Here is a 19,852-nt window from a genome sequence, read left to right as displayed (position 1 = left end):
CGCTCAGCCGTGCGGGACGACCGTCACCGGGCACGGCGCGTGGTGGACGGCCGAGGACAGGGCGTGGCCGACCGGCGGTGACAGCGCGGGGCGGTTCCTGCGGCGCCCGACGACCAGCAGCCCCGCTCCCGTGGCGCCCCGGACGACCGCCTGGGCCGGGCTCTCCGTCCGTACCCGCTCGGCTGTGCGTACCTGCGGGAACTTCTCCCGCCAGGGCCTCAGCGCTTCGGCCAGCTCCGTCTGGGCACGCTCGGTGGCCCGCCGTGAGGCGCGCGAGTCGACTCCGCTCCGGGTGTACGCGTCATCCGGAAGGCTCCGGCCGTGCACGGCCCGCAGCAGGACGCCGCGCCTGGCCGCTGTGTCGAAGGCGAACTCGCACAGCGCCTCGCAGGGCCCCTCCAGCGAGAGGCCCAGCACCACGGGGCCGTCCTCGGCCGACGGCCCTGTCGCCTCCCGCTCCCGGACCAGGACGACCGGGGCATCGGCGCGCGCCACGACCCGCAGACCGATGTCGCCCAGGTAGTAGCCCGCCATCGGGACCATGTCGCGGGAACCGAGCACCACCGCCTGCGAGTCGCCGGCCGCCGCCAGCAGGGACTCCACCGGGTCGCCTTCCGTCAGCTCCTCGGTGACCGGCAGTCCGGGACAGCGCTCCTCCACCACGATGCGGGCCCGCTCCATGATCCACCGGGGCAGGCCCCGCTGGCCGTCCCCGGCCGCGCCCTCGCCCCTCTCCCCCTCTCTCCCCCGACCGCTCTCTCTCCCCCCCCCGACGCTGGTCCGAGCCCCCCGCTCCCCCGCGTTCTGCGGCACCGATAGTCCCGGCTCCCGCCCGTTCGGCCCCCGATGCTGGGATGCTGGTGGGCGCAGGGCAGGAACGGACACAAGTGGGGGGCTTCAGCGTCGTGGAGGACAGAGTGCGAGTGGTCATCGCCGAGGATTCAGTGCTGCTGCGGGAGGGCCTGACCCGGTTGCTGACCGACCTCGGTCATGACGTGGTCGCGGGTGTCGGGGACGCGGAGGCGCTGATCAAGACGGTCGGGGACCTGGCGGCCCAGGAGCTGCTGCCGGATGTGGTGGTCGCGGATGTACGGATGCCGCCCACGCACACCGATGAGGGGGTACGGGCGGCCGTACGGCTGCGCAAGGACTACCCGGGGGTCGGGGTGCTGGTCCTCTCGCAGTACGTCGAGGAGCAGTACGCCACCGAACTGCTGGCCGGGTCGAGCCGGGGTGTCGGCTATCTGCTGAAGGACCGGGTCGCCGAGGTCAGGGAGTTCGTGGACGCCGTGGTGCGGGTGGCGCAGGGCGGGACGGCGCTCGACCCCGAGGTCGTGGCGCAGCTGCTGGGCCGCAGCCGCAAGCAGGACGTGCTGGCCGGGCTGACGCCGCGTGAGCGCGAGGTGCTGGGGCTGATGGCCGAGGGGCGGACGAACTCGGCGGTGGCCAAGCAGCTGGTGGTCAGCGACGGGGCGGTGGAGAAGCACGTCAGCAATATCTTCCTGAAGCTCGGGCTCTCCCCGAGTGACGGGGATCACCGTCGGGTCCTCGCCGTGCTGACCTATCTGAACTCGTAATTACCTGACACCCTGTCAGATAGCGAGGTCGGGGCCGTATCGCGAGAGCGGCCCCGGACAGGTCCTAGACCCAAAGGATGAACACCCAGCGCGAGCGCCCGATGACACCGGAGGGCAGGAGGGGCGGTTCCAATGACCGCAATTCCGGGCAATTCGGCGTCTCAAAAAGGCGTCCACTTCATGAGCCTTCCAGGGAAGGCCACCCTTACCGTCGTAGGGTGGGTTCCGGTGTGCCCGGGCAGCCGGGCGCATCCGAGCAGCCGCCCGAGGGAGGTCCAGTTCAGTGACCAGCCAGGTCAGTAGCCCAGCCGAGCAGGCCGACGGATCCGATGAGACCGTCGTCGGGGAACAACGCGCCCTTCTGATCGACGAAGAGGGCAGGGTCGAAGAGGGCACGGTCCAAGAGGGCAGGGTCGAAGAGGGCAGCACCGGAGACGGCAGGGCCGGGGAGCGCGGCGCCGCAGCGGGGACGGACCCCGCCACCGGTCCCGGCGCGGCCCCCGGCACCAGCCCCAACACGGCCCCCGGCACCGCTCCCGGCAAGAGCCCCGGCCCCGGCACCAAAGAGGTGCGTCGGCTGAGTCGGGTGATCATCCGGTTCGCGGGGGACTCGGGTGACGGGATGCAGCTCACGGGAGACCGGTTCACTTCGGAGACCGCGTCGTTCGGGAACGACCTCTCGACCCTGCCGAACTTCCCGGCCGAGATCCGGGCGCCCGCGGGCACTCTGCCGGGCGTCTCCTCGTTCCAGCTGCACTTCGCCGACCACGACATCCTCACGCCCGGCGACGCGCCCAACGTCCTCGTCGCGATGAACCCGGCCGCGCTGAAGGCGAACATCGCCGACGTGCCGCGCGGCGCGGACATCATCGTGAACACCGACGAGTTCACGAAGCGGCCGATGGCGAAGGTCGGTTACCCGGCGTCCCCGCTGGAGGACGGGTCCCTGGACGCCTACCAGGTCCACCCGGTGCCGCTGACGACGCTGACGATCGAGGCCCTCAAGGAGTTCGGGCTCTCCCGCAAGGAGGCCGAGCGCAGCAAGAACATGTTCGCGCTCGGGCTGCTGTCGTGGATGTACCACCGGCCGACGGAGAACACCGAGCAGTTCCTGCGGGCCAAGTTCGCGAAGAAGCCGCAGATCGCGGAGGCGAACGTCGCCGCGTTCCGCGCGGGGTGGAACTTCGGCGAGACGACGGAGGACTTCGCCGTCTCGTACGAGGTCGAGCCGGCCGCCACCGCGTTCCCCGCCGGTACCTACCGCAACATCTCAGGGAACCTGGCACTGTCGTACGGGCTGGTCGCCGCGGGCCAGCAGGCGGACCTGCCGCTGTACCTCGGCTCGTACCCGATCACCCCGGCCTCGGACATCCTGCACGAGCTGTCCAAGCACAAGAACTTCGGCGTGCGGACCTTCCAGGCCGAGGACGAGATCGCCGCCATCGGCGCCGCTCTGGGCGCCGCTTTCGGCGGCTCCCTTGCCGTGACCACCACCTCGGGCCCCGGGGTCGCGCTCAAGTCCGAGACGATCGGCCTGGCCGTCTCCCTCGAACTCCCGCTCCTGGTCATCGCGATCCAGCGCGGCGGGCCCTCCACCGGACTGCCCACCAAGACCGAACAGGCCGACCTGCTCCAGGCCATGTTCGGCCGCAACGGCGAGGCCCCCGTCCCGGTCATCGCGCCCAGGACTCCGGCGGACTGCTTCGACGCCGCCCTGGACGCCGCCCGGATCGCCGTCACCTACCGCACCCCGGTCTTCCTGCTCTCCGACGGCTACCTCGCCAACGGCTCGGAGCCCTGGCGCATCCCCGAGACCGGCGAACTGCCCGACCTGCGCCCCCGGTTCGCGACCGCCCCCAACCACGAACTCGCGGACGGCACCGAGGTGTTCTGGCCCTACAAACGCGACCCGCAGACCCTGGCCCGCCCCTGGGCGGTCCCCGGCACCCCCGGCCTCGAACACCGCATCGGCGGCATCGAGAAACAGGACGGCACCGGGAACATCTCCTACGACCCGGCCAACCACGACTTCATGGTCCGCACCCGCCAGGCCAAGATCGACGGCATCGAAGTCCCGGACCTGCACACCGACGACCCCGACCAGGCCCGCACCCTCGTCCTCGGCTGGGGCTCCACCTACGGCCCCATCACCGCCGCCGTACGCAGGCTCCGCAAGGACGGCGTCCCCATCGCCCAGGCCCACCTGCGCCACCTCAACCCCTTCCCCGCCAACCTCGGCGAGATCCTCAGGAGTTACGACAAGGTCGTCGTCCCGGAGATGAACCTCGGCCAGCTCGCCCTCCTCATCCGGGCCAAATACCTGGTCGACGCCGTCTCCTACAACCAGGTCAACGGCATGCCCTTCAAGGCGGAACAGCTCGCGACGGCACTCAAGGAGGCCATCGATGCCTGACACCAACGAACTCCTGAACCTGGTGCCCAAGGCCGAGGCCAGACAGTCCATGAAGGACTTCAAATCCGACCAGGAAGTCCGCTGGTGCCCCGGCTGCGGCGACTACGCCGTCCTCGCCGCCGTCCAGGGCTTCATGCCCGACCTCGGCCTCGCCAAAGAGAACATCGTCTTCGTCTCCGGCATCGGGTGCTCGTCCCGCTTCCCGTACTACATGAACACCTACGGGATGCACTCCATCCACGGCCGCGCCCCCGCCATCGCCACCGGCCTCGCCACCTCACGCCGCGACCTGTCCGTCTGGGTCGTCACCGGCGACGGCGACGCCCTGTCCATCGGCGGCAACCACCTCATCCACGCCCTGCGCCGCAACGTCAACCTCAAGATCCTCCTCTTCAACAACCGGATCTACGGGCTGACCAAGGGCCAGTACTCACCGACCTCCGAGGTCGGCAAGATCACCAAATCGACCCCGATGGGCTCCCTCGACTCCCCCTTCAACCCCGTCTCGCTGGCCATCGGCGCCGAAGCGTCCTTCGTCGCCCGCACCGTCGACTCCGACCGCAAGCACCTCACCAGCGTGCTGCGCGCGGCCGCCGACCACCCGGGCACAGCCCTCGTCGAGATCTACCAGAACTGCAACATCTTCAACGACGGAGCCTTCGAAGCCCTCAAGGACCGCGAACAGGCCCAGGAAGCGGTCATCCGCCTGGAACACGGGCAGCCCATCCGCTTCGGCACCCCCGAGGCGCCCAAGGGCGTCGTCCGCGACCGCACCACCGGCGACCTCGAAGTCATCGACGTCACACCGGAGAACGAAGCCCACGTCCTGGTCCACGACGCACACTCCACGTCGCCGACCACCGCCTTCGCCCTCTCCCGCCTCGCCGACGCCGACACCCTGCACCACACGCCCATCGGCGTGCTCCGCGACGTCCAACGGCCCGTCTACGACACCCTCATGAACACCCAGCTCGAAACAGCGGTCGAGCGGAACGGGAAGGGCGACCTCGCCGCCCTCCTCGCCGGCAACGACACCTGGACCGTCGCGGGCTGAGAACGCCTCAGGTACCGCCTCGGGTGAGCGGGTGTCACCTCAGGTACCGCCTCGGGTGAGCGGGTGTCACCTCACGTACCGGCAAGCGTCACCCCGGGCCCGGTTCTGCTCCGTCAGGACCGGGCCCCGTCGTATGCCTCGCGCGCCGTCAGCACCGTGTCGACGTGCCGCTCGGTCCACCGGGCGAGCGCCCACACCTGCTCGGCGGCCTCCCTGCCGAGCGGCGTGAGCGAGTAGTCCACGCGCGGCGGGATGACCGGCTTGGCGTCGCGGTCGACGAAGCCGTCCCGCTCCAGCGTCTGCAACGTCTGGGCGAGCATCTTCTCGCTGACCCCGCCCACCTGCCGGCGCAGCTCGCTGAAGCGGTACGAGCGGTCGAGCAGCGCGGCGAGCACGAGCACGCCCCAGCGGCTGGTGACATGTTCCAGGATCAGGCGCGAGGGACACATCGCCTGGTTGACGTCGGGCCCGGTCCCGTCCGGCGCTCTTCCCAGCACTTCGCTTACGTCCATACCAGTACCTTACTTCAAAGTGGGTACTTTCCCAGAGTTAGTACCACCCGTAAGGTGAGTTTGAGGGGCGCACCCACGCCCCACCTGAACCCCGACCCGACCCACAGGGAGCACCACCTCATGAGCATCGTCGTCACCGGAGCCACCGGGGCCCTCGGCCGCCTCGTCATCGACGAGCTGCTCGCCAGGGTCCCCGCGGACCAGGTCGCAGCCGTGGTCCGCAACAAGGAGAAGGCCGCGGGCCTGGCGGCGCGCGGCGTCGAGCTGCGCATCGCCGACTACAGCGACCCGGCGAGCCTCGACGGGGCGTTCCGCTCCGGCGACCGGGTGCTGCTCATCTCAGGGAGCGAGGTCGGCCGGCGCGTGCCGCAGCACACCGCGGTCGTCGAGGCCGCGAAGGCGGCGGGCGTCGCCCAGCTCGCGTACACGGGCATCCTGGGCGGCCCCGACGCCGACTTCCAGCTGGCCGACGAGCACAAGGTGACCGAGCAGCTGATCCTGGACTCCGGGCTGCCGTACACCTTCCTGCGCAACGGCTGGTACAACGAGAACTACACCGAGAACCTCGCGCCGGTCCTGGAGCACGGCGCGGTCGTCACCAACGCGGGCGACGGCCGGGTCGCGTCGGCCACCCGCGCCGACTACGCGGCGGCCGCCGCCACCGTCCTCGTGTCGGACGGCCATCTGGGCCGGGTCTACGAGCTGAGCGGCGACACCGCCTGGTCCTTCGCCGAGTACGCGGCCGAGGTCGCGAAGGCCACGGGCAAGGAGATCGTGTACCGCGACGTCCCGGCGGCCACCCACCAGGAGATCCTTACCGGTGCCGGTGTCCCTGAGGCGATGGCGGCGATCCTCGCGGACGTGGGGACGGCCATCGAGCGCGGCCTGCTGGCCACCACGACCGGCGACCTGGCCCGGCTGACCGGACGCCCCACCACCCCGATCGCCACCTCCATCGCCGCCGCACTGGCGTGACACCGTGCAGCGGCCGCTGCCCTGCAACTGCGCGGCCGTACAGCGGTACCGCCTGTCGTGCGGCGGCACCGCCTGTCATGAGCGTATGACGAAACGGGCATGACAGCCGGGCCCTCCTCCCGTACCTTCGAATCCGTGCGCCTCGTGCCTTCGACGCATGCCGGACGAACTCAGGGGAGGGCCCGTGAAGGGCACCAGTGAGCAGCGGGCAGGGTTCCTGAACGGCGTTGCCGCGTACGTGCTGTGGGGGCTCGTCCCGATGTTCTGGCCCCTGCTCAAGCCGTCGGGTGCCATGGAGATCCTGGCCCACCGCATGGTGTGGTCGCTGGGCGTCGTCCTGATCGCCCTGCTCGTGATGCGGCGCTGGGCCTGGATCGGCGAGCTGGTCCGCGCGCCCCGCAAGCTGGGCCTGGTGGCCATCGCCGCGGTGGCCATCAGCGTCAACTGGGGCGGCTATATCTGGGCCGTGAACGACGGTCAGGTCGTCGAAGCCTCGCTCGGCTACTTCATCAACCCGCTGGTCACCATCGCGATGGGCGTCCTGCTCCTGGGCGAGCGGCTGCGCCCCGCCCAGTGGGCCGCCGTCGCCACCGGCGCCACGGCCGTCGTGGTGCTGGCCGTCGGATACGGCAAGCCGCCCTGGATCTCACTGATGCTGGCCTTCTCCTTCGCGACGTACGGGCTGGTCAAGAAGAAGGTGAATCTCGGCGGCCTGGAGTCACTCACGGCCGAGACGGCGCTGCAGTTCCTGCCGGCGCTGGCGTATCTGCTGTTCCTCGCCGGGCGCGGCGAGTCCACCTTCGGCCCGCCCGCGCACGGCGTGCTCCTGGCGTCCACGGGGCTGGTCACCGCGATCCCGCTGATCCTGTTCGGTGCGGCGGCGATCCGCGTACCGCTCTCGACTCTGGGACTGCTCCAGTACCTGACGCCGGTCTTCCAGTTCGGCCTGGGCACCCTGTACTTCCATGAGGCGATGCCGCCGGAGCGGTGGGCGGGGTTCGCGCTGGTATGGCTGGCGCTGACGGTCCTGACCTGGGACGCCCTGCGGAACGCCCACCGGACCCGAGCACGGGCCGCTCAGCTGACGGCCGAGGCGCGGGAGCGGGAGCGGCCGAAGGAACCGGGGCCGGTACGGGAGCAGACGCAGGAGCCCGCCCGGGAGCAGGGGCAGCAGGTACCGGGCGCGTGATCCGGCCGGTGGCGCCGCCCGGCCGGCTCCGTGTCCCGTCCGGTCACGCCCCGCCCCTCCCGCTCCTCCAGCTGCGGGCTGTCAGCCGCCCAGCGCCCTCAGGACGTGGGCGATCAGCCGGGTGATCTCCTCCGCGTCGTGCGGGGGCCTGCGCAGGCTGTGCCGGTAGTAGAGCGGGCCGTAGAGCAGCTCCACCCCCAGGTGGAGATCGGCGTCCTCGGGGAGTTCGCCCTGCTCCTGGGCGCTGCGCAGCCGGCCTGTCGCGCCCCTGACCCTGGGATCGATGAACTGTTCCTGCACGGTCCTGGCCAGGTCGTCGTCGTACTGGATCTCGGTGAGGATCCCGGCGTACGCGGGGCCGAGCGGCGGATGCGCGAGGAGCCGCACCACTCCGCTCATCTGGCTGTGGAGGTCGGCGGCCAGGTCGCCGGTGTCGGGGAAGGGGCGGGTCTTGATGACCGCGTCGTCCAGCGCTTCGAGCACCAGCGCGCCCTTCGACGGCCACCAGCGGTAGATCGTCTTCTTGCTCACACCGGCACGGGCGGCGATCGCCTCGATGGTGACGCGGGCGTACCCCCGCTCGATGCAGAGCACGAGGGCGGCCGCGAGGATCGCCTGCTGTGATTTCTCACTGCGGCGTGCGGGGTTGGGCGTGAGGTTCACCGCTTGAGTCTATTCACCGGTCAGGGGCGGGGACGATACGTAGCGTCTTGACAGCGGAAGGTGTACGTCCGAGAATATGGCTGGGGAAACGGTACGTGTCGTGTCGAGCCGCGTCGGGGGACGGCTTCTCGGTACGGCACGTGCCCTCCCTTTCTCTCTCTCCCCCCCGGGCAGACTTCTCGCTCCCCCGGTCAGGCCGCGATGTCCTTCGTGGTGAACCGCGCCCAGGCCGCCGAGCCGAACACCACGGCGTACAGCCCCTGCAGGCCGAGGTTCTTGACGATCTCGTCCCAGTAGACCGGTGCCCGCAGCAGGTCGGCGAAGGACAGCCAGTAGTGCGGGAACAGATACGGCTGGAGCGCGTGCAACTGGGGGATCCCGTCCAGGATCTGCACCGTGATCACCAGGCCGACCGTCGTCGCCATCGCGGCGATTCCGCTGCTGGTGAGGGTGGAGACGAACAGGCCGACGGCCGCGACCCCGACCAGCGAGGCGGCGACGACGGCCGAGATCAGCGCCGCCCGGCCGAGGCCGTCGGCGAAGGAGATCTGGGTCCCCGAGATCGTCGTGACATCACCGAGCGGGAAGAGCAGCGCCCCCACCGCAAGCGCGGGGGCCGCCACGACCAGGGTGGCGGCCAGACAGAAGGCCACGGCGCAGACGAACTTGGCGAGCAGCAGCCGGGTCCGGCCGGCCGGGGCGACCAGCAGATAGCGCAGCGTCCCGGCACTGGCCTCACCCGCCACGGAATCCCCCGCGATGACACCGATCGCCATCGGGAGAAAGACCGGCAGGGTCGCGGCGAGCGCCGCGAAGACCAGGAACAGGCCGTTGTTGGTGATGTCCGTGAGGAAGGCGGGGCCATTGCCGCTGGGGTCACGGGCCGTCGAGCCATGGTCCGACTCCAGCTTGACGGCGATCCCGATGAGGACCGGTACCGCGGCCAGCACGGCGAGCAGGGCGATGGTCCGCCAGCGGCGGAAGGTGGTGGTCAGCTCGGAGGCGAAGAGGCCGAGCTGCCGGCGCGGGTACGAGGCAACGCGCGGCGCCCCGGGCCCACCGGGAGCGGGGCCGGCGTTTCCGGGACTGGAGCTTCCGGGGCTGGAGCTTCCGGGGCTGGAGCTTCCGGAACTGGAGCTTCCGGAACTAGCGCCCTCGGGCCGGTCGTTTCCGGGCTGGCCGTCCCCGGGCCGGTTGTCTCCGGGCCGGTCGCCCCCAGGCCCGCCGTCCCCGGGCCGGTCATCCCCGGGCCGGTCGCCCCCAGGCCCGCCGCCCCCGGGCCGGTCATCCCCGGGCCGGTCGCCCCCAGGCTCGCCGTCCCCGGGCCGGTCATCCCCGACCCGGTCGCCCCCAGGCCCGCCGCCCCCGGGCCGGTCATCCCCGGGCCCCCCGTCCCCAGGCCCCTGTTGCGGCTTCTGCCGGGACGCCTCAGCCTGCGACATCGAAACCCTCTCCGGTGAGTGCGACGAAGGCGTCCTCCAGGGAGGCCCGTTCGACGCCGAAGGACCTGACACGGACGCCTTCCCGTACGAGAGCGGCGTTGAGGTCCGCCACATCCGTCTCCGCCGACGGGATGTCGCCGGTCACCCGGTCCCCCGCCACCTCCACACCGGTGACTCCCCGTTCCCCGAGTACGCGGGCTGCCACGTCCGGGTCGGGTGTGCCGATGGCGAGGCGGCCGCGGGTCGCGAGATCGGCGACGGGGCCCTGGGCCAGCAACGTGCCCCTGGCCATCACGGCCGCGTGGGTGCAGACCTGTTCGATCTCGTCCAGGAGGTGGGAGGAGAGGAAGACGGTGGTGCCGTCCTCCGCCAGTTCCCTCACCAGGGTCCTGATCTCCCGCATGCCCTGCGGGTCGAGCCCGTTCGTCGGCTCGTCCAGGACGAGCAGTCCGCGCGGCTGGAGCAGCGCGGCGGCGAGACCGAGCCGCTGCTTCATACCGAGCGAGTACGCCTTGGCCTTCTTGGCCGACGCGTGGGCGAGCCCGACCCGTTCGAGAGCGGCATCGACGCGGGTGCGCCGGGTGCGGGGGTCGGCCTGCGGGTCGGCGGAGTCGTAGCGCAGCAGATTGTCACGCCCGGAGAGGAAGCCGTACAGCGCGGGGCCCTCGATGAGGGCTCCGACCTCGGGCAGGACACTGCGGGCCGCGCCGGGCATCGGCCGGCCGAGCAGGCTGGCGGTGCCGGAGGTCGGGGCGATGAGCCCGAGGAGCATCCGGATCGTGGTGGTCTTGCCGGAGCCGTTGGGCCCGAGGAAGCCGAAGACGCTGCCGCGCGGGACGGCGAGGTCCAGGCAGTTCACGGCGAGTTGGCCGCCGCGGAAGCGTTTGGTGAGGGCATGGGTTTCGATGACGGCTTCAGGCATGGCGATGGTCCCGTCGGTTCGGCGCACCTGCGGACCAGGCTAACGGGACCAGCCGGCCGGCCCGGCCGGGCCACCGCCCCGGGGCCGGACCAGGACCAGCCGGTCATCCGGACCAGGGCCAGCCGGGCCACCAGGCTCCGCGACCAGACCCGGACCAACCAGCCAGCCGAACCCACAACCGGACCAGGACCAACCAGGCCACCAGGCTCCGCAACCAGACCCGGACCGACCAGCCAGCCGGACCACAACCGGACCAGGACCGGCCAGACCAGGACCGGGCCAGGCCACCTGGCCCCGCAACCGCGCACGGGCCCGGCGGAGCTTGCCGGGCCCTGCGCCCGGCCGGAGCTTGCCGGGCCCTGCGCCGGCCGGGCCCTGCGCCGGGCCTACTTGGCCGCGTCGGCCGCCTTGACCAGTCCGGCCTTGTCGACGGTGCCGACGAAGACCTTTCCGTCATCCGTCATCAGCGCGTTCACCAGCCGGGTGTGGAAGACCGTGCCCGAGCCGAACGAGCCCGTCACCCTGTCCCCCAGCGAGCTGAGGAACTTCTGCGCGTCCGCCGGGACGCCGCTCTTCTGCGCGGAGCCGCCCGGCGCACCGATGCCCTTGCCGCTGCCGGTGTCGATCCTGGCCACCGACGTCCAGCCCTTGCCGATGATGTTCAGGCCCTTGAAGTCCTCCGGCGAGGCCGGCTTCAGGTCCTTCGGGCCGGCCTGAGGCGCCCGGTGCGTACCGGCCTTCGGGGCGGCCTCCGGAGCGGCGCCCTCCGTCACCTTCGCGCCCTTCGGCGGAGTGAAGGTGAACGTGGAGGCCGCGGGCTTCCCGAAGTCGACCTTCGTGAAGCCCACATCGATCGCCGCCTTGCCGCCGCTGCTCGGCGTGAGGGTGAACTTCAGCGGGGTGCCCGTCTTCGAGTCCACCGCGATACGGACCGAACCGATCGTGGAACCGGACTGCTTCGGCTTGATGAGCAGCTGGTACGCGTCACGGCCCGCCACCTGCGCGGTGCCGTCGACACTCACCGAGGTCGTCGGGCCGACGGCCTTCAGCGTCTGCTCGGCGAGATCCTTCGGAGTGGCCGGGAGCTTGTCGGTGTGGCCGGTGTGGCCGGTGTGGCCGGTGCGGCCCTTCCGGCCGTCCGCCGATGCGCCGGTCTTCGCGTGGTAGACCTCGTTCGACTTGCTGTCGTACGCCCAGACCTGACGGTCGTTGTGGATCAGGCTGTACTCGGCGGCGCTGTCCATGATGGACACCCGCTGCTTGTCGGGGCCGTCGGCGGCCACCCGCAGGGTGTGCGTGCCCGAGGCGAGCTCCATCAGCTTGGATTCGGGCGCTGCGCTCGACCCGCCCTTGTCACCCCCGCCGCTGACCGCGCCCCCGCCGATGCTGCCGGCCAGTCCGCCCAGCGACGGGATGCCCAGGTCCGATTCGGCCTTCACCGTGCCGGAGAGCTGCTGGGTGTCCGATGCGGCCATCTTCTCGATGAGCTGCTGCGCCGAGATCTTCGGGAGGCTGGGGTCGCCCGAGCTGGCGAGCGCCGGCACGAGGCCGATCGTCACCGCGGCCACCCCGGCGACTCCGACCGGGACGAGATAACGCGCCGCCTTCCGGCGGGCCGCGGCGGAAGTCCCGGCCTCTCCGGTGCCCTGTGCAGTGTCGTTCGGTGCCATGTGTGCCCTACCTCCGTGATCGGCGGCGATCCGTACGGTTGCGCTCGTCCACCCCGCGCCGCCATTCTCACCCGAATTGGTGGGGTGTGGTGCAGTCCATCTCACCAAATTCCCGGGCCGTACGCGTCAGCCCCCGGGAGCAACTGCGCCTAGTGCTGCGGTATGACAGACGGCGCCGGCAACGCGCCCCGCCCCGTAGGGGAAGCGGCCGGACGGGGAGCAGGCCTGGGAGCCGGACGGGAGCTCGCCTGGGAGCCGGACGAGGAGCCGGACGGGGAGAGAGGCCCACCCGTCCGAAGGAACCGCCCGGCGCGACCGGCCCAACGGACGGCGAAGGGCCCGTCCGCCGATACGCGGCACGAGCCCCGGCACGGTGGCGGCAGATCCTGACCGCCCCAGCACGTCCTACCCGACGCGGTGCACCACCGCGCCGCACAGCTCCTCGAGAGCGGTCTTCGCGAAGCACTCGGGCAGCGGCGCCAGTGAGGCCCTGGCCTCCTCCGCGTACCGCACGGTGTCCTGGCGGACCTGCTCCAGGGCCGGGTGCGCCCGCATCAGCCGCAGCGCCTCTCCGTGCCGGGCGTCGTCCGTCAGGTCGCCCGACAACAGCTCGACCAGGGCGAGATCGTCCGGGCGGCCGTGCTCGGCGGCCTGGGCTCGCAGCCGCAGCACCGGCAGGGTGGGGATGCCCTCACGCAGGTCGGTACCCGGTGTCTTGCCGGACTCGTGGCTGTCGCTCGCGATGTCCAGGACGTCGTCGGCCAGCTGGAACGCGGTGCCGAGCCGCTCGCCGTACTGCGTGAGGATGTTCACCACGCTCTCGTCGGCGCCGGACATCATCGCGCCGAACCGTCCGGAGACGGCGATCAGGGAGCCCGTCTTGCCCGCGATGACGTCGAGGTAGTGGCCGACCGGGTCGCGGCCGTCGCGCGGGCCCGCGGTCTCCAGGATCTGGCCGGTGACGAGGCGTTCGAACGCCTCGGCCTGGATGCGTACGGCCTCCGGGCCCAGGTCGGCCAGGATGTGCGAAGCGCGCGCGAAGAGGAAGTCGCCGGTCAGGACCGCGACCGAGTTGTCCCAGCGCGCGTTGGCGCTGTCCACCCCGCGGCGCACTTCCGCCTCGTCCATCACGTCGTCGTGGTAAAGCGTCGCCAGATGTGTCAATTCGACCACTACGGCCGAAGGTACGACTCCGGGCGCATAAGGGTCACCGAACTGGGCAGCGAGCATCACAAGAAGCGGACGAAAGCGCTTACCCCCGGCACGCACAAGATGCTGCGCGGCCTCCGTGATGAAAGGGACCTCGCTCTTGGTGGCATCGAGCAGCCCGGCCTCGACAGCTGCCAATCCGGCCTGGACATCGGCCTCAAGTGCCTGGTCCCGCACGTTCAGCCCGAATGGCTCGACGACGGTCACGAGGGGATCTCCTGTCTGCTGACGATCACACGGATTGTCGATGTGTCGCTGTCCGCACTCAAGTCAGCGTATCCGGTCCTCTTTCGATCACCATGAGCGCCTGCCCGCCCACCCCGAGCACATACCGAGCGTGACCGGTATGTTCAAAACAAGTCGATTCGAATGGGAGCAGTACCTTTGTCCGGAACAGAGCCGCAGCCGGGACAGGCGCCACCGTCCCAGCCCCCGCCGGAGCCGGGCGACGACCACTCGTTCTTCGGCCAGCCACGCGGTCTGGCGACCCTGTCGGGACTGGAGATCTGGGAGCGGTTCTCGTTCCTCGGGATGCAGGCCATCCTCGTCCTCTACTTCACGGCTGCGGTCAACCAGGACGGTCTCGGCATGTCGCCGGGGGCGGCGGCGTCCATCTCGGCGGCGTACGGCACGCTGGTCTATCTGGTCTCGGTGGCGGGCGGCTGGCTGGCCGACCGCATTCTCGGCTCCTACCGCGCGGTCCTCGGCGGCGGCATCCTCATCGCGCTCGGCCACTACTCGATGGCGGTCCCGACAGCTGCCATGACCTGGGTCGGCCTGGGGCTCATCTCGCTCGGTACGGGGCTGCTGAAGCCGAACGTGGCGACGCTGGTCGGCAAGCTCTACCGGACCGAGGACCAGCGCCGCGACGCCGGCTTCGCCCTCTACTACATGTGCATCAACATCGGTGCCTTCCTCGGTCCGCTGATCACCGGCTGGCTCGGTGACCACAAGGGCTGGCACTGGGGCTTCTCGGCCGCCGCCGTCGGGATGACGCTGGGTCTGATCCAGTACGTCCTGGGGCGCCGCACCATCGCGGGCCGCACCGACGCCGCCGAGCAGGCGCTGCCGCCCGCGGCGATGCGCCGCGCCGTCAAGATGATCGTCGGCGGGGCGCTGGCGGTCGCGGTGATCGCCGTGATCCTGGGGCTCTCCGGCTGGCTGACGCTGGACCGCACCGTCGACGCGCTGACCATCGTCTCGGTGGCCGCGCCGATCGTCTTCTTCGCCGTGATGTTCCGCAGCCCGCGGGTGACGAAGGCCGAGCGCGGCCATCTCCGCCCGTACATCGTGCTGTTCCTGGCCTCGGTGGTGTTCAACTTCATCCTCTTCCAGGCGTACTCGACGATGATCCTGCTCGCGTCGACCAACGCCAGGACGGAGATCTTCGGCTACCACTTCCCGGCCAGCTGGTACGCGTCGGCGCTCGGTGCCTTCGAGGTGGCGCTGGCGCCCGTGGTGGCCGCTCTGTGGGTCCGGATGGGCAAGCGCCAGCCGCACGCGTCCAACAAGATCGCGATCGGCACCATCCTCGGCGGGCTCTCCTTCCTGATCATGGTCCCCGCCACATCGGGCCGCACGGGCACCGACTGGCTGATGTCCGTCTGGTGGATCGTCGGCTCGTACGCGCTGCTGGGGCTCGGCGACATCCTGGTCGAGACCTCGGGCATGTCCGCCACCACCAAGCTCGCGCCGGCCGCCTTCGCCAGCCAGACGATGGCCCTCTGGTTCCTGTCGCTCGCCCTCGCCAACGGCATCCAGGCGCAGATCGTGAAGTTGTACGGCGAGGTCTCCGACCCGGCGTACTTCGGTGTCAACGGCGCCATCGCCGTCGTCGCCGGGCTCGCGGTCGTCGCCGCCGCCCCCTGGCTCAAACGCACCATGCACCCCGTCCACTGAGGAGCGCCTGCCGTGGCTCGAATCCGCACCGAATTCCCGTACGAGACCCGCCGCGAGGACGTCTGGATCCCGCTCCCGGACGGCACACAGCTGTACGCCAGGATCTGGCGCCCGGTCAACGCCGACGGGCCGGTCCCCGCCCTGCTCGAATACCTTCCGTACCGGCTGAGCGACTGGACGGCGCCGCGGGACTGGCAGCGGCACCCCTGGTACGCGGGCCACGGCTACGCCTCCGTCCGGGTGGATGTGCGCGGCCACGGCAACTCGACCGGTATGCCGGGTGACGAGTACGACGCCCAGGAGCTGGCCGACGGGGTGGCGGTGGTGAACTGGCTGGCCGAACAGGACTGGTGCACCGGCAAGGTCGGGATGTTCGGCATCTCGTGGGGCGGCTTCAACTCGCTCCAGATCGCGGCCATCGCCCCCGAGCCGCTCAAGGCGATCGTCACGGTCTGCTCCGCCGACGACCGCTACGACAACGACGTCCACTACATGGGCGGCTCGGTGCTCGCCGTGGACATGCACGCCTGGGCGGCCACCATGCTCGCCTTCGTGTCGCGGCCGCCGGACCCGGCGCAGGTCGGCTCGGTCTGGCGGGACATGTGGCTGAGCCGTCTCGAGGCCGTCGAGCCGTTCATCCACACCTGGCTCGCCCACCAGACGCGCGACGACTACTGGAAGCACGGCAGCGTCTGCGAGGACTACTCGGCGATCAAGGCGGCCGTCCTGACCGTGGGCGGCTGGCACGACCCGTACCGGGACACCGCACTGCGGCTCGTCGGGAATCTGGACCCGTCGCGGGTGCGGGGGCTGATCGGCCCGTGGTCGCACCAGTATCCGGACCGCGGGCTGCCGCCGGGCCCGGCGATCGGCTTCCTCCAGGAGACCCTGCGCTGGTGGGACCACCATCTGAAGGGCGCGGACAACGGGGTGATGGACGAGCCGCTGCTGCGCTCGTGGATCAGCGAGTCGCACCCGCCGGCCACGGTCTACCCGGAGCTGCCCGGCCGCTGGGTCGCGGACACGGCCTGGCCTTCGCCGCATGTCACCCCCGTGTCGTACGCGCTCCAGGGTGACCCGATGGAGGTCAGGTCGCCGATGCAGACCGGTCTTGACGCCGGACGGTTCTTCCCGTTCGGCAATGACTCCGACCTGCCGCCCGACCAGCGGGACGAGGACGCGAAGTCCGTCTGCTTCGAATTCCCGGTCCGCCAGGCCCCCATCGAGATCCTGGGCCGCGCCAGGGTGCACCTGTCGGTGCGCTCCGACGTCCCGACCGGTCAGGTCGTCGCCCGGCTCTGCGATGTCGCGCCGGACGGCTCGTCCACTCTGGTCACCCGGGGCGCGCTCAACTTCTCGGCGCGCCACGGGCGGGACCGGTCGGACCCCTGGGAGCCGGGGGCCACCGAGTCGCTCACCTTCGAGCTGAACGGCGTCGGCCACACCTTCCCGCCCGGTCACCGCATCCGCCTGTCGGTGTCGTCGGCGTACTGGCCGTGGATCTGGCCGCAGCCCGACTCGGCGCACGGCTGGACCCTGGACCCGGCGGCCTCGACGATGGAACTCCCGGTCCGCGCGCACACCGAGGACCACATCACCTTCGATGAGCCCGAGCAGTCGGAGCCGCTCGCGGTGGAGTATCCGGACAATCCGGACGAGCGCCCTGAGCGTCTCGTCGTACGCGATGTGGCGAAGGGCGACTGGCGTCTGGAGGTGGACCCCCGCTACGGGGGCACCCGGATCTACCCGGACGGCCTGGAGTTCAGCGAGGACGCGCTGGAGACGTACACGATCAACGAGGCGGACCCGCTGACGGCGCACACCCGCTCGGACTGGTCGATCCGGCTGCACCGCCCCGAGACGGGCTGGGACGCCCGGGTACGGACCAGGTCCGAGATCACCTGCGACGCCCGGGACTTCATCACGTCGAGCGAAGTGGTGTGCCAGGAAGGCGACGAGGTGGTCTTCCGGCGGAGCTGGGAGAAGCGGATCCCGCGCACGGCGGGGTAGCGCACCGGGTACGGCGGGGCGGGGCACCGCGAACGTTTCACCAGCTGACGCGGCACGCCTCGCCCCCGTACCGTGGGTCTGTCCACAGACCTGAAAGCGAGGCAGCACCCCATGCCCGAGCAGAGTCCGCTCGACCTTCCCGAAGGCGACCCCTTCGGCCCGCACAACCTGCCGTACGGAGTCTTCTCCACCCCCGAGGATCCCGACCGGCGCCGGGTGGGTGTACGGATCGGCGGCCATGTACTGGACGCGGGGGCGGCGGCGACCGCACTCGGCTCCCCGTACGGCACGCTGCTCGCCCACCCCACGCTCAACCCGCTGCTCGCGGCGGGCCGTACGGCGTGGCGCGATGTGCGGCGCGCGCTGACGGCCTGGGTGACCGTGCCGGCGCACCGCCAGGTCATAGAGCCACTGCTGCACCCGGTCGCGGAGGTCACGATGCACCTTCCGTACGAGGTCGCCGACTACGTCGACTTCTACGCGAGCGAGCACCACGCGACGAACGTCGGCAGCATCTTCCGGCCCGACTCCGCGCCGCTGACGCCCAACTGGAAGCATCTGCCGATCGGTTACCACGGCCGTTCGGGCACGGTCGTCGTGTCGGGCACCGATGTCGTACGGCCCGCGGGGCAGCGCAAGGCGCCGTCGGACCCGGCGCCGGTCTTCGGGCCTTCGGTCAAACTCGACATCGAGGCGGAGGTCGGCTTCGTCGTCGGCGTCCCGTCCGGGCGGGGCGAGCCCGTGCCGCTGTCGGGGTACCGGGACCACGTCTTCGGCGTCCAGCTGCTCAACGACTGGTCGGCGCGCGACATCCAGGCCTGGGAGTACGTGCCGCTGGGCCCGTTCCTCGGCAAGTCCTTCGCCACGTCGGTCTCGGCCTGGGTGACACCGCTGGAGGCGCTGGACGCGGCACGGACCGCGCCGCCCGCCCGCGAACTGCCCCTGCTGCCCTACCTCGACGACGCGTCGGCCGAGGAGCCGGGCGGCCTCGACCTGCGGATCACGGTGGCCATCAACGGGCAGCCGGTCTCCGAGCCGCCGTTCGCCGGGATGTACTGGACGGCCGCCCAGATGCTGGCCCATACGACGGTCAACGGCGCCTCGCTCCGCACCGGGGACCTCTTCGGCTCGGGGACGGTCAGCGGGCCGTCGGCCGAGCAGTGCGGCTCGCTGCTCGAAATCACCTGGAACGGCAGCCGTCCCCTCGAAGTCGGCGGCGGCAAGCGGACGTTCCTGGAGGACGGTGACGAGGTGACGCTGACCGCCTGGGCGCCGGGGCCGGACGGGACCCGGGTCGGCCTCGGCGAAGTGACCGGAAGGATCGTGCCCGCACCATGAGCCAGGAGGCGCCGACACTCCCCGAGGAACTGCTGCTGCTCGCACTGGACCCGGGCCGGGGCAGACCGTTCTGCCGGAACCGTTATCTGGAGTTCGGGATGGCCGGCGCGGCCCTGGCCGAACTGGAGCTGCAGGGACGGATCTCCGAGTCGCACGGGAAGGTGACGGTGGAGCAGCCGCTGCTGCCGCACGACCCGGTCCTCGCGCAGGTGCTTGAGCTGCTTCCGGCCCCGGACAAGAGGAAGTCCGCCGGGGGCGTCGGCGCCCGCTACTGGGTCCGCCGGAGCGGCCGCACGGTGGAGGGCCTGTATCTGGACCACCTGGTGGACGAGGACGTCCTGACCCGTGAGACGCGCCGGTTCGCGGGGCTGCTGCCCTACTACCGGCATCCGGCGGGCCCGCGCGGCTGGTCGGCTCCGGCCCGCGACCGCTTCCTGACGGCGGAGGCGGCCGGCTTCCCCGACCCGCGCAGCCGGGCGCTGGCGGCGCTCGTCTCGGCGGTCGGCCTGTCGCGGATCGTCGCGCGGGAGGGCTGGACGTCCCGCTCGGCGATGCGGACCCTGATCAAGGAGGAGTGGCCGGCGCACGCGGTGCACCGCACCATCCAGCGCGACCGGGCAAGACGGAGCAGCGGCGGGGGCTGAGCCCCCGGCCCTGCCCCCCGGCCCTGTCCCCGGCCCTGCCCCTTGTCTGCCCCTGGGGGCCTGTCCCCTGGGGCCTATCCGGGGCCTGGCCCTGGGAGTCTGGGCCTGGCCCTGGAGGCTTTGCCCTGGGCCTGGGCCTGGCCCTGGGGGCTTTGCCCTAGGTATGGGCCTGGGCCTGGGGCAGCCTTGCTGCGCCGCTCCCCCTGCTTCGCCTTGCCTGTCTTAACCCTCCGGGTCGTCCGGGTAGTCGGAGAAGTCCGGCTCGTCCCAGGCGCCCGGGTCGTCCGGCTCGCCCTGCGCGGGCGCCCCGGCGGAGGCCGGGGCGACAGCCCGGG

At 71.2% G+C, this 19,852-nt stretch carries 14 protein-coding genes and 2 pseudogenes; 9 read left to right on the top strand and 7 right to left on the bottom strand.

The annotated features are described in order from the left end of the window. Window positions 1-3: 3 nt before the first annotated feature. Entirely contained in the window at window positions 4-681 is a 678-nt protein-coding gene (locus G3I19_RS07745) for a universal stress protein (RefSeq protein ID WP_164261031.1), read from the bottom strand. Between the two features lie 236 nt (window positions 682-917). On the opposite strand from G3I19_RS07745, the gene G3I19_RS07740 reads away from it, so the two are divergent. The 3 genes and pseudogenes from G3I19_RS07740 to G3I19_RS07730 all read left to right on the top strand — a co-directional run bounded on the left by G3I19_RS07740 (window position 918) and on the right by G3I19_RS07730 (window position 5,044). Next, window positions 918-1,577, top strand: coding sequence for a response regulator transcription factor (locus G3I19_RS07740; protein WP_164261102.1), 660 nt, complete (start codon window positions 918-920; stop codon window positions 1,575-1,577). Between the two features lie 562 nt (window positions 1,578-2,139). Beyond that, a pseudogene (locus G3I19_RS07735) lies at window positions 2,140-3,990 on the top strand (2-oxoacid:acceptor oxidoreductase subunit alpha); the annotation flags it as partial. Continuing rightward, the gene (locus G3I19_RS07730; protein ID WP_164261028.1) at window positions 3,983-5,044 is read left to right on the top strand and encodes a 2-oxoacid:ferredoxin oxidoreductase subunit beta; all 1,062 of its coding nucleotides are present in this window, start codon (window positions 3,983-3,985) and stop codon (window positions 5,042-5,044) included. The pseudogene G3I19_RS07735 and the gene G3I19_RS07730, both read left to right, overlap by 8 nt. A gap of 113 nt (window positions 5,045-5,157) precedes the next feature. Here G3I19_RS07730 and G3I19_RS07725 read toward each other — a convergent pair whose 3' ends face one another. After that, on the bottom strand, window positions 5,158-5,556 hold the full coding sequence (locus G3I19_RS07725; protein ID WP_164261025.1) for a helix-turn-helix domain-containing protein: 399 nt from the start codon (window positions 5,554-5,556) through the stop codon (window positions 5,158-5,160). A gap of 120 nt (window positions 5,557-5,676) precedes the next feature. Here G3I19_RS07725 and G3I19_RS07720 point away from each other — a divergent pair, with 120 nt between their 5' ends. Further along, window positions 5,677-6,531: an SDR family oxidoreductase gene (locus G3I19_RS07720; protein ID WP_164261022.1), complete on the top strand. Its 855-nt coding sequence runs from the start codon at window positions 5,677-5,679 to the stop codon at window positions 6,529-6,531. 184 nt (window positions 6,532-6,715) lie between these two features. Continuing rightward, window positions 6,716-7,720: an EamA family transporter RarD gene (rarD, locus tag G3I19_RS07715; RefSeq protein ID WP_164261019.1), complete on the top strand. Its 1,005-nt coding sequence runs from the start codon at window positions 6,716-6,718 to the stop codon at window positions 7,718-7,720. Window positions 7,721-7,801: 81 nt separating this feature from the next. On the opposite strand, the gene G3I19_RS07710 is transcribed toward rarD, so the two are convergent. From G3I19_RS07710 to G3I19_RS07690, 5 genes and pseudogenes are all read right to left on the bottom strand, one after another. Then, window positions 7,802-8,383, bottom strand: a complete 582-nt coding sequence (locus G3I19_RS07710; protein ID WP_164261016.1) for a TetR/AcrR family transcriptional regulator — start codon at window positions 8,381-8,383, stop codon at window positions 7,802-7,804. A gap of 191 nt (window positions 8,384-8,574) precedes the next feature. Next, a pseudogene (locus G3I19_RS07705) lies at window positions 8,575-9,396 on the bottom strand (ABC transporter permease); the annotation flags it as partial. 415 nt (window positions 9,397-9,811) lie between these two features. Then, window positions 9,812-10,747, bottom strand: a complete 936-nt coding sequence (locus G3I19_RS07700) for an ABC transporter ATP-binding protein (protein ID WP_164261093.1) — start codon at window positions 10,745-10,747, stop codon at window positions 9,812-9,814. Between the two features lie 386 nt (window positions 10,748-11,133). Then, complete coding sequence (locus tag G3I19_RS07695) at window positions 11,134-12,417, bottom strand: outer membrane lipoprotein carrier protein LolA (protein WP_164261013.1); 1,284 nt, start codon at window positions 12,415-12,417, stop codon at window positions 11,134-11,136. A 405-nt stretch (window positions 12,418-12,822) separates the two neighbouring features. Continuing rightward, the gene (locus G3I19_RS07690) at window positions 12,823-13,833 is read right to left on the bottom strand and encodes a polyprenyl synthetase family protein (RefSeq protein ID WP_164261010.1); all 1,011 of its coding nucleotides are present in this window, start codon (window positions 13,831-13,833) and stop codon (window positions 12,823-12,825) included. A 177-nt stretch (window positions 13,834-14,010) separates the two neighbouring features. Between G3I19_RS07690 and G3I19_RS07685 the strand changes: the two genes are divergently transcribed. The 4 genes from G3I19_RS07685 to G3I19_RS07670 all read left to right on the top strand — a co-directional run bounded on the left by G3I19_RS07685 (window position 14,011) and on the right by G3I19_RS07670 (window position 19,517). Beyond that, window positions 14,011-15,525, top strand: coding sequence for an oligopeptide:H+ symporter (locus tag G3I19_RS07685; RefSeq protein WP_239074054.1), 1,515 nt, complete (start codon window positions 14,011-14,013; stop codon window positions 15,523-15,525). Window positions 15,526-15,537: 12 nt separating this feature from the next. Beyond that, window positions 15,538-17,535, top strand: coding sequence for a CocE/NonD family hydrolase (locus G3I19_RS07680; RefSeq protein ID WP_164261004.1), 1,998 nt, complete (start codon window positions 15,538-15,540; stop codon window positions 17,533-17,535). A gap of 111 nt (window positions 17,536-17,646) precedes the next feature. Beyond that, window positions 17,647-18,873, top strand: a complete 1,227-nt coding sequence (gene fahA, locus G3I19_RS07675) for a fumarylacetoacetase (RefSeq protein ID WP_164261001.1) — start codon at window positions 17,647-17,649, stop codon at window positions 18,871-18,873. Next, a complete protein-coding gene (locus G3I19_RS07670; RefSeq protein WP_164260998.1) occupies window positions 18,870-19,517 on the top strand; it encodes a GPP34 family phosphoprotein in 648 nt (215 codons plus the stop codon). The genes fahA and G3I19_RS07670 overlap by 4 nt, the downstream gene beginning before the upstream one ends. Window positions 19,518-19,852: the final 335 nt, after the last annotated feature.

The sequence above is a fragment of the Streptomyces sp. SID10853 genome (assembly GCF_010548145.1).
GTDB lineage: Bacteria > Actinomycetota > Actinomycetes > Streptomycetales > Streptomycetaceae > Streptomyces.
This window is presented reverse-complemented; position numbering and strand designations above follow the sequence as displayed.

What these genes read in the sequence shown, in the direction of transcription:
- G3I19_RS07720 (WP_164261022.1), top strand. Translation starts at nt 5,677, where the DNA reads ATGAGCATCGTCGTCACCGGAGCCACCGGGGCCCTCGGCCGCCTCGTC.
- G3I19_RS07745 (WP_164261031.1), bottom strand. Translation starts at nt 681, where the DNA reads ATGGAGCGGGCCCGCATCGTGGTGGAGGAGCGCTGTCCCGGACTGCCG.
- G3I19_RS07695 (WP_164261013.1), bottom strand. Translation starts at nt 12,417, where the DNA reads ATGGCACCGAACGACACTGCACAGGGCACCGGAGAGGCCGGGACTTCC.
- fahA (WP_164261001.1), top strand. Translation starts at nt 17,647, where the DNA reads ATGCCCGAGCAGAGTCCGCTCGACCTTCCCGAAGGCGACCCCTTCGGC.
- G3I19_RS07725 (WP_164261025.1), bottom strand. Translation starts at nt 5,556, where the DNA reads ATGGACGTAAGCGAAGTGCTGGGAAGAGCGCCGGACGGGACCGGGCCC.
- G3I19_RS07700 (WP_164261093.1), bottom strand. Translation starts at nt 10,747, where the DNA reads ATGCCTGAAGCCGTCATCGAAACCCATGCCCTCACCAAACGCTTCCGC.
- G3I19_RS07730 (WP_164261028.1), top strand. Translation starts at nt 3,983, where the DNA reads ATGCCTGACACCAACGAACTCCTGAACCTGGTGCCCAAGGCCGAGGCC.
- G3I19_RS07670 (WP_164260998.1), top strand. Translation starts at nt 18,870, where the DNA reads ATGAGCCAGGAGGCGCCGACACTCCCCGAGGAACTGCTGCTGCTCGCA.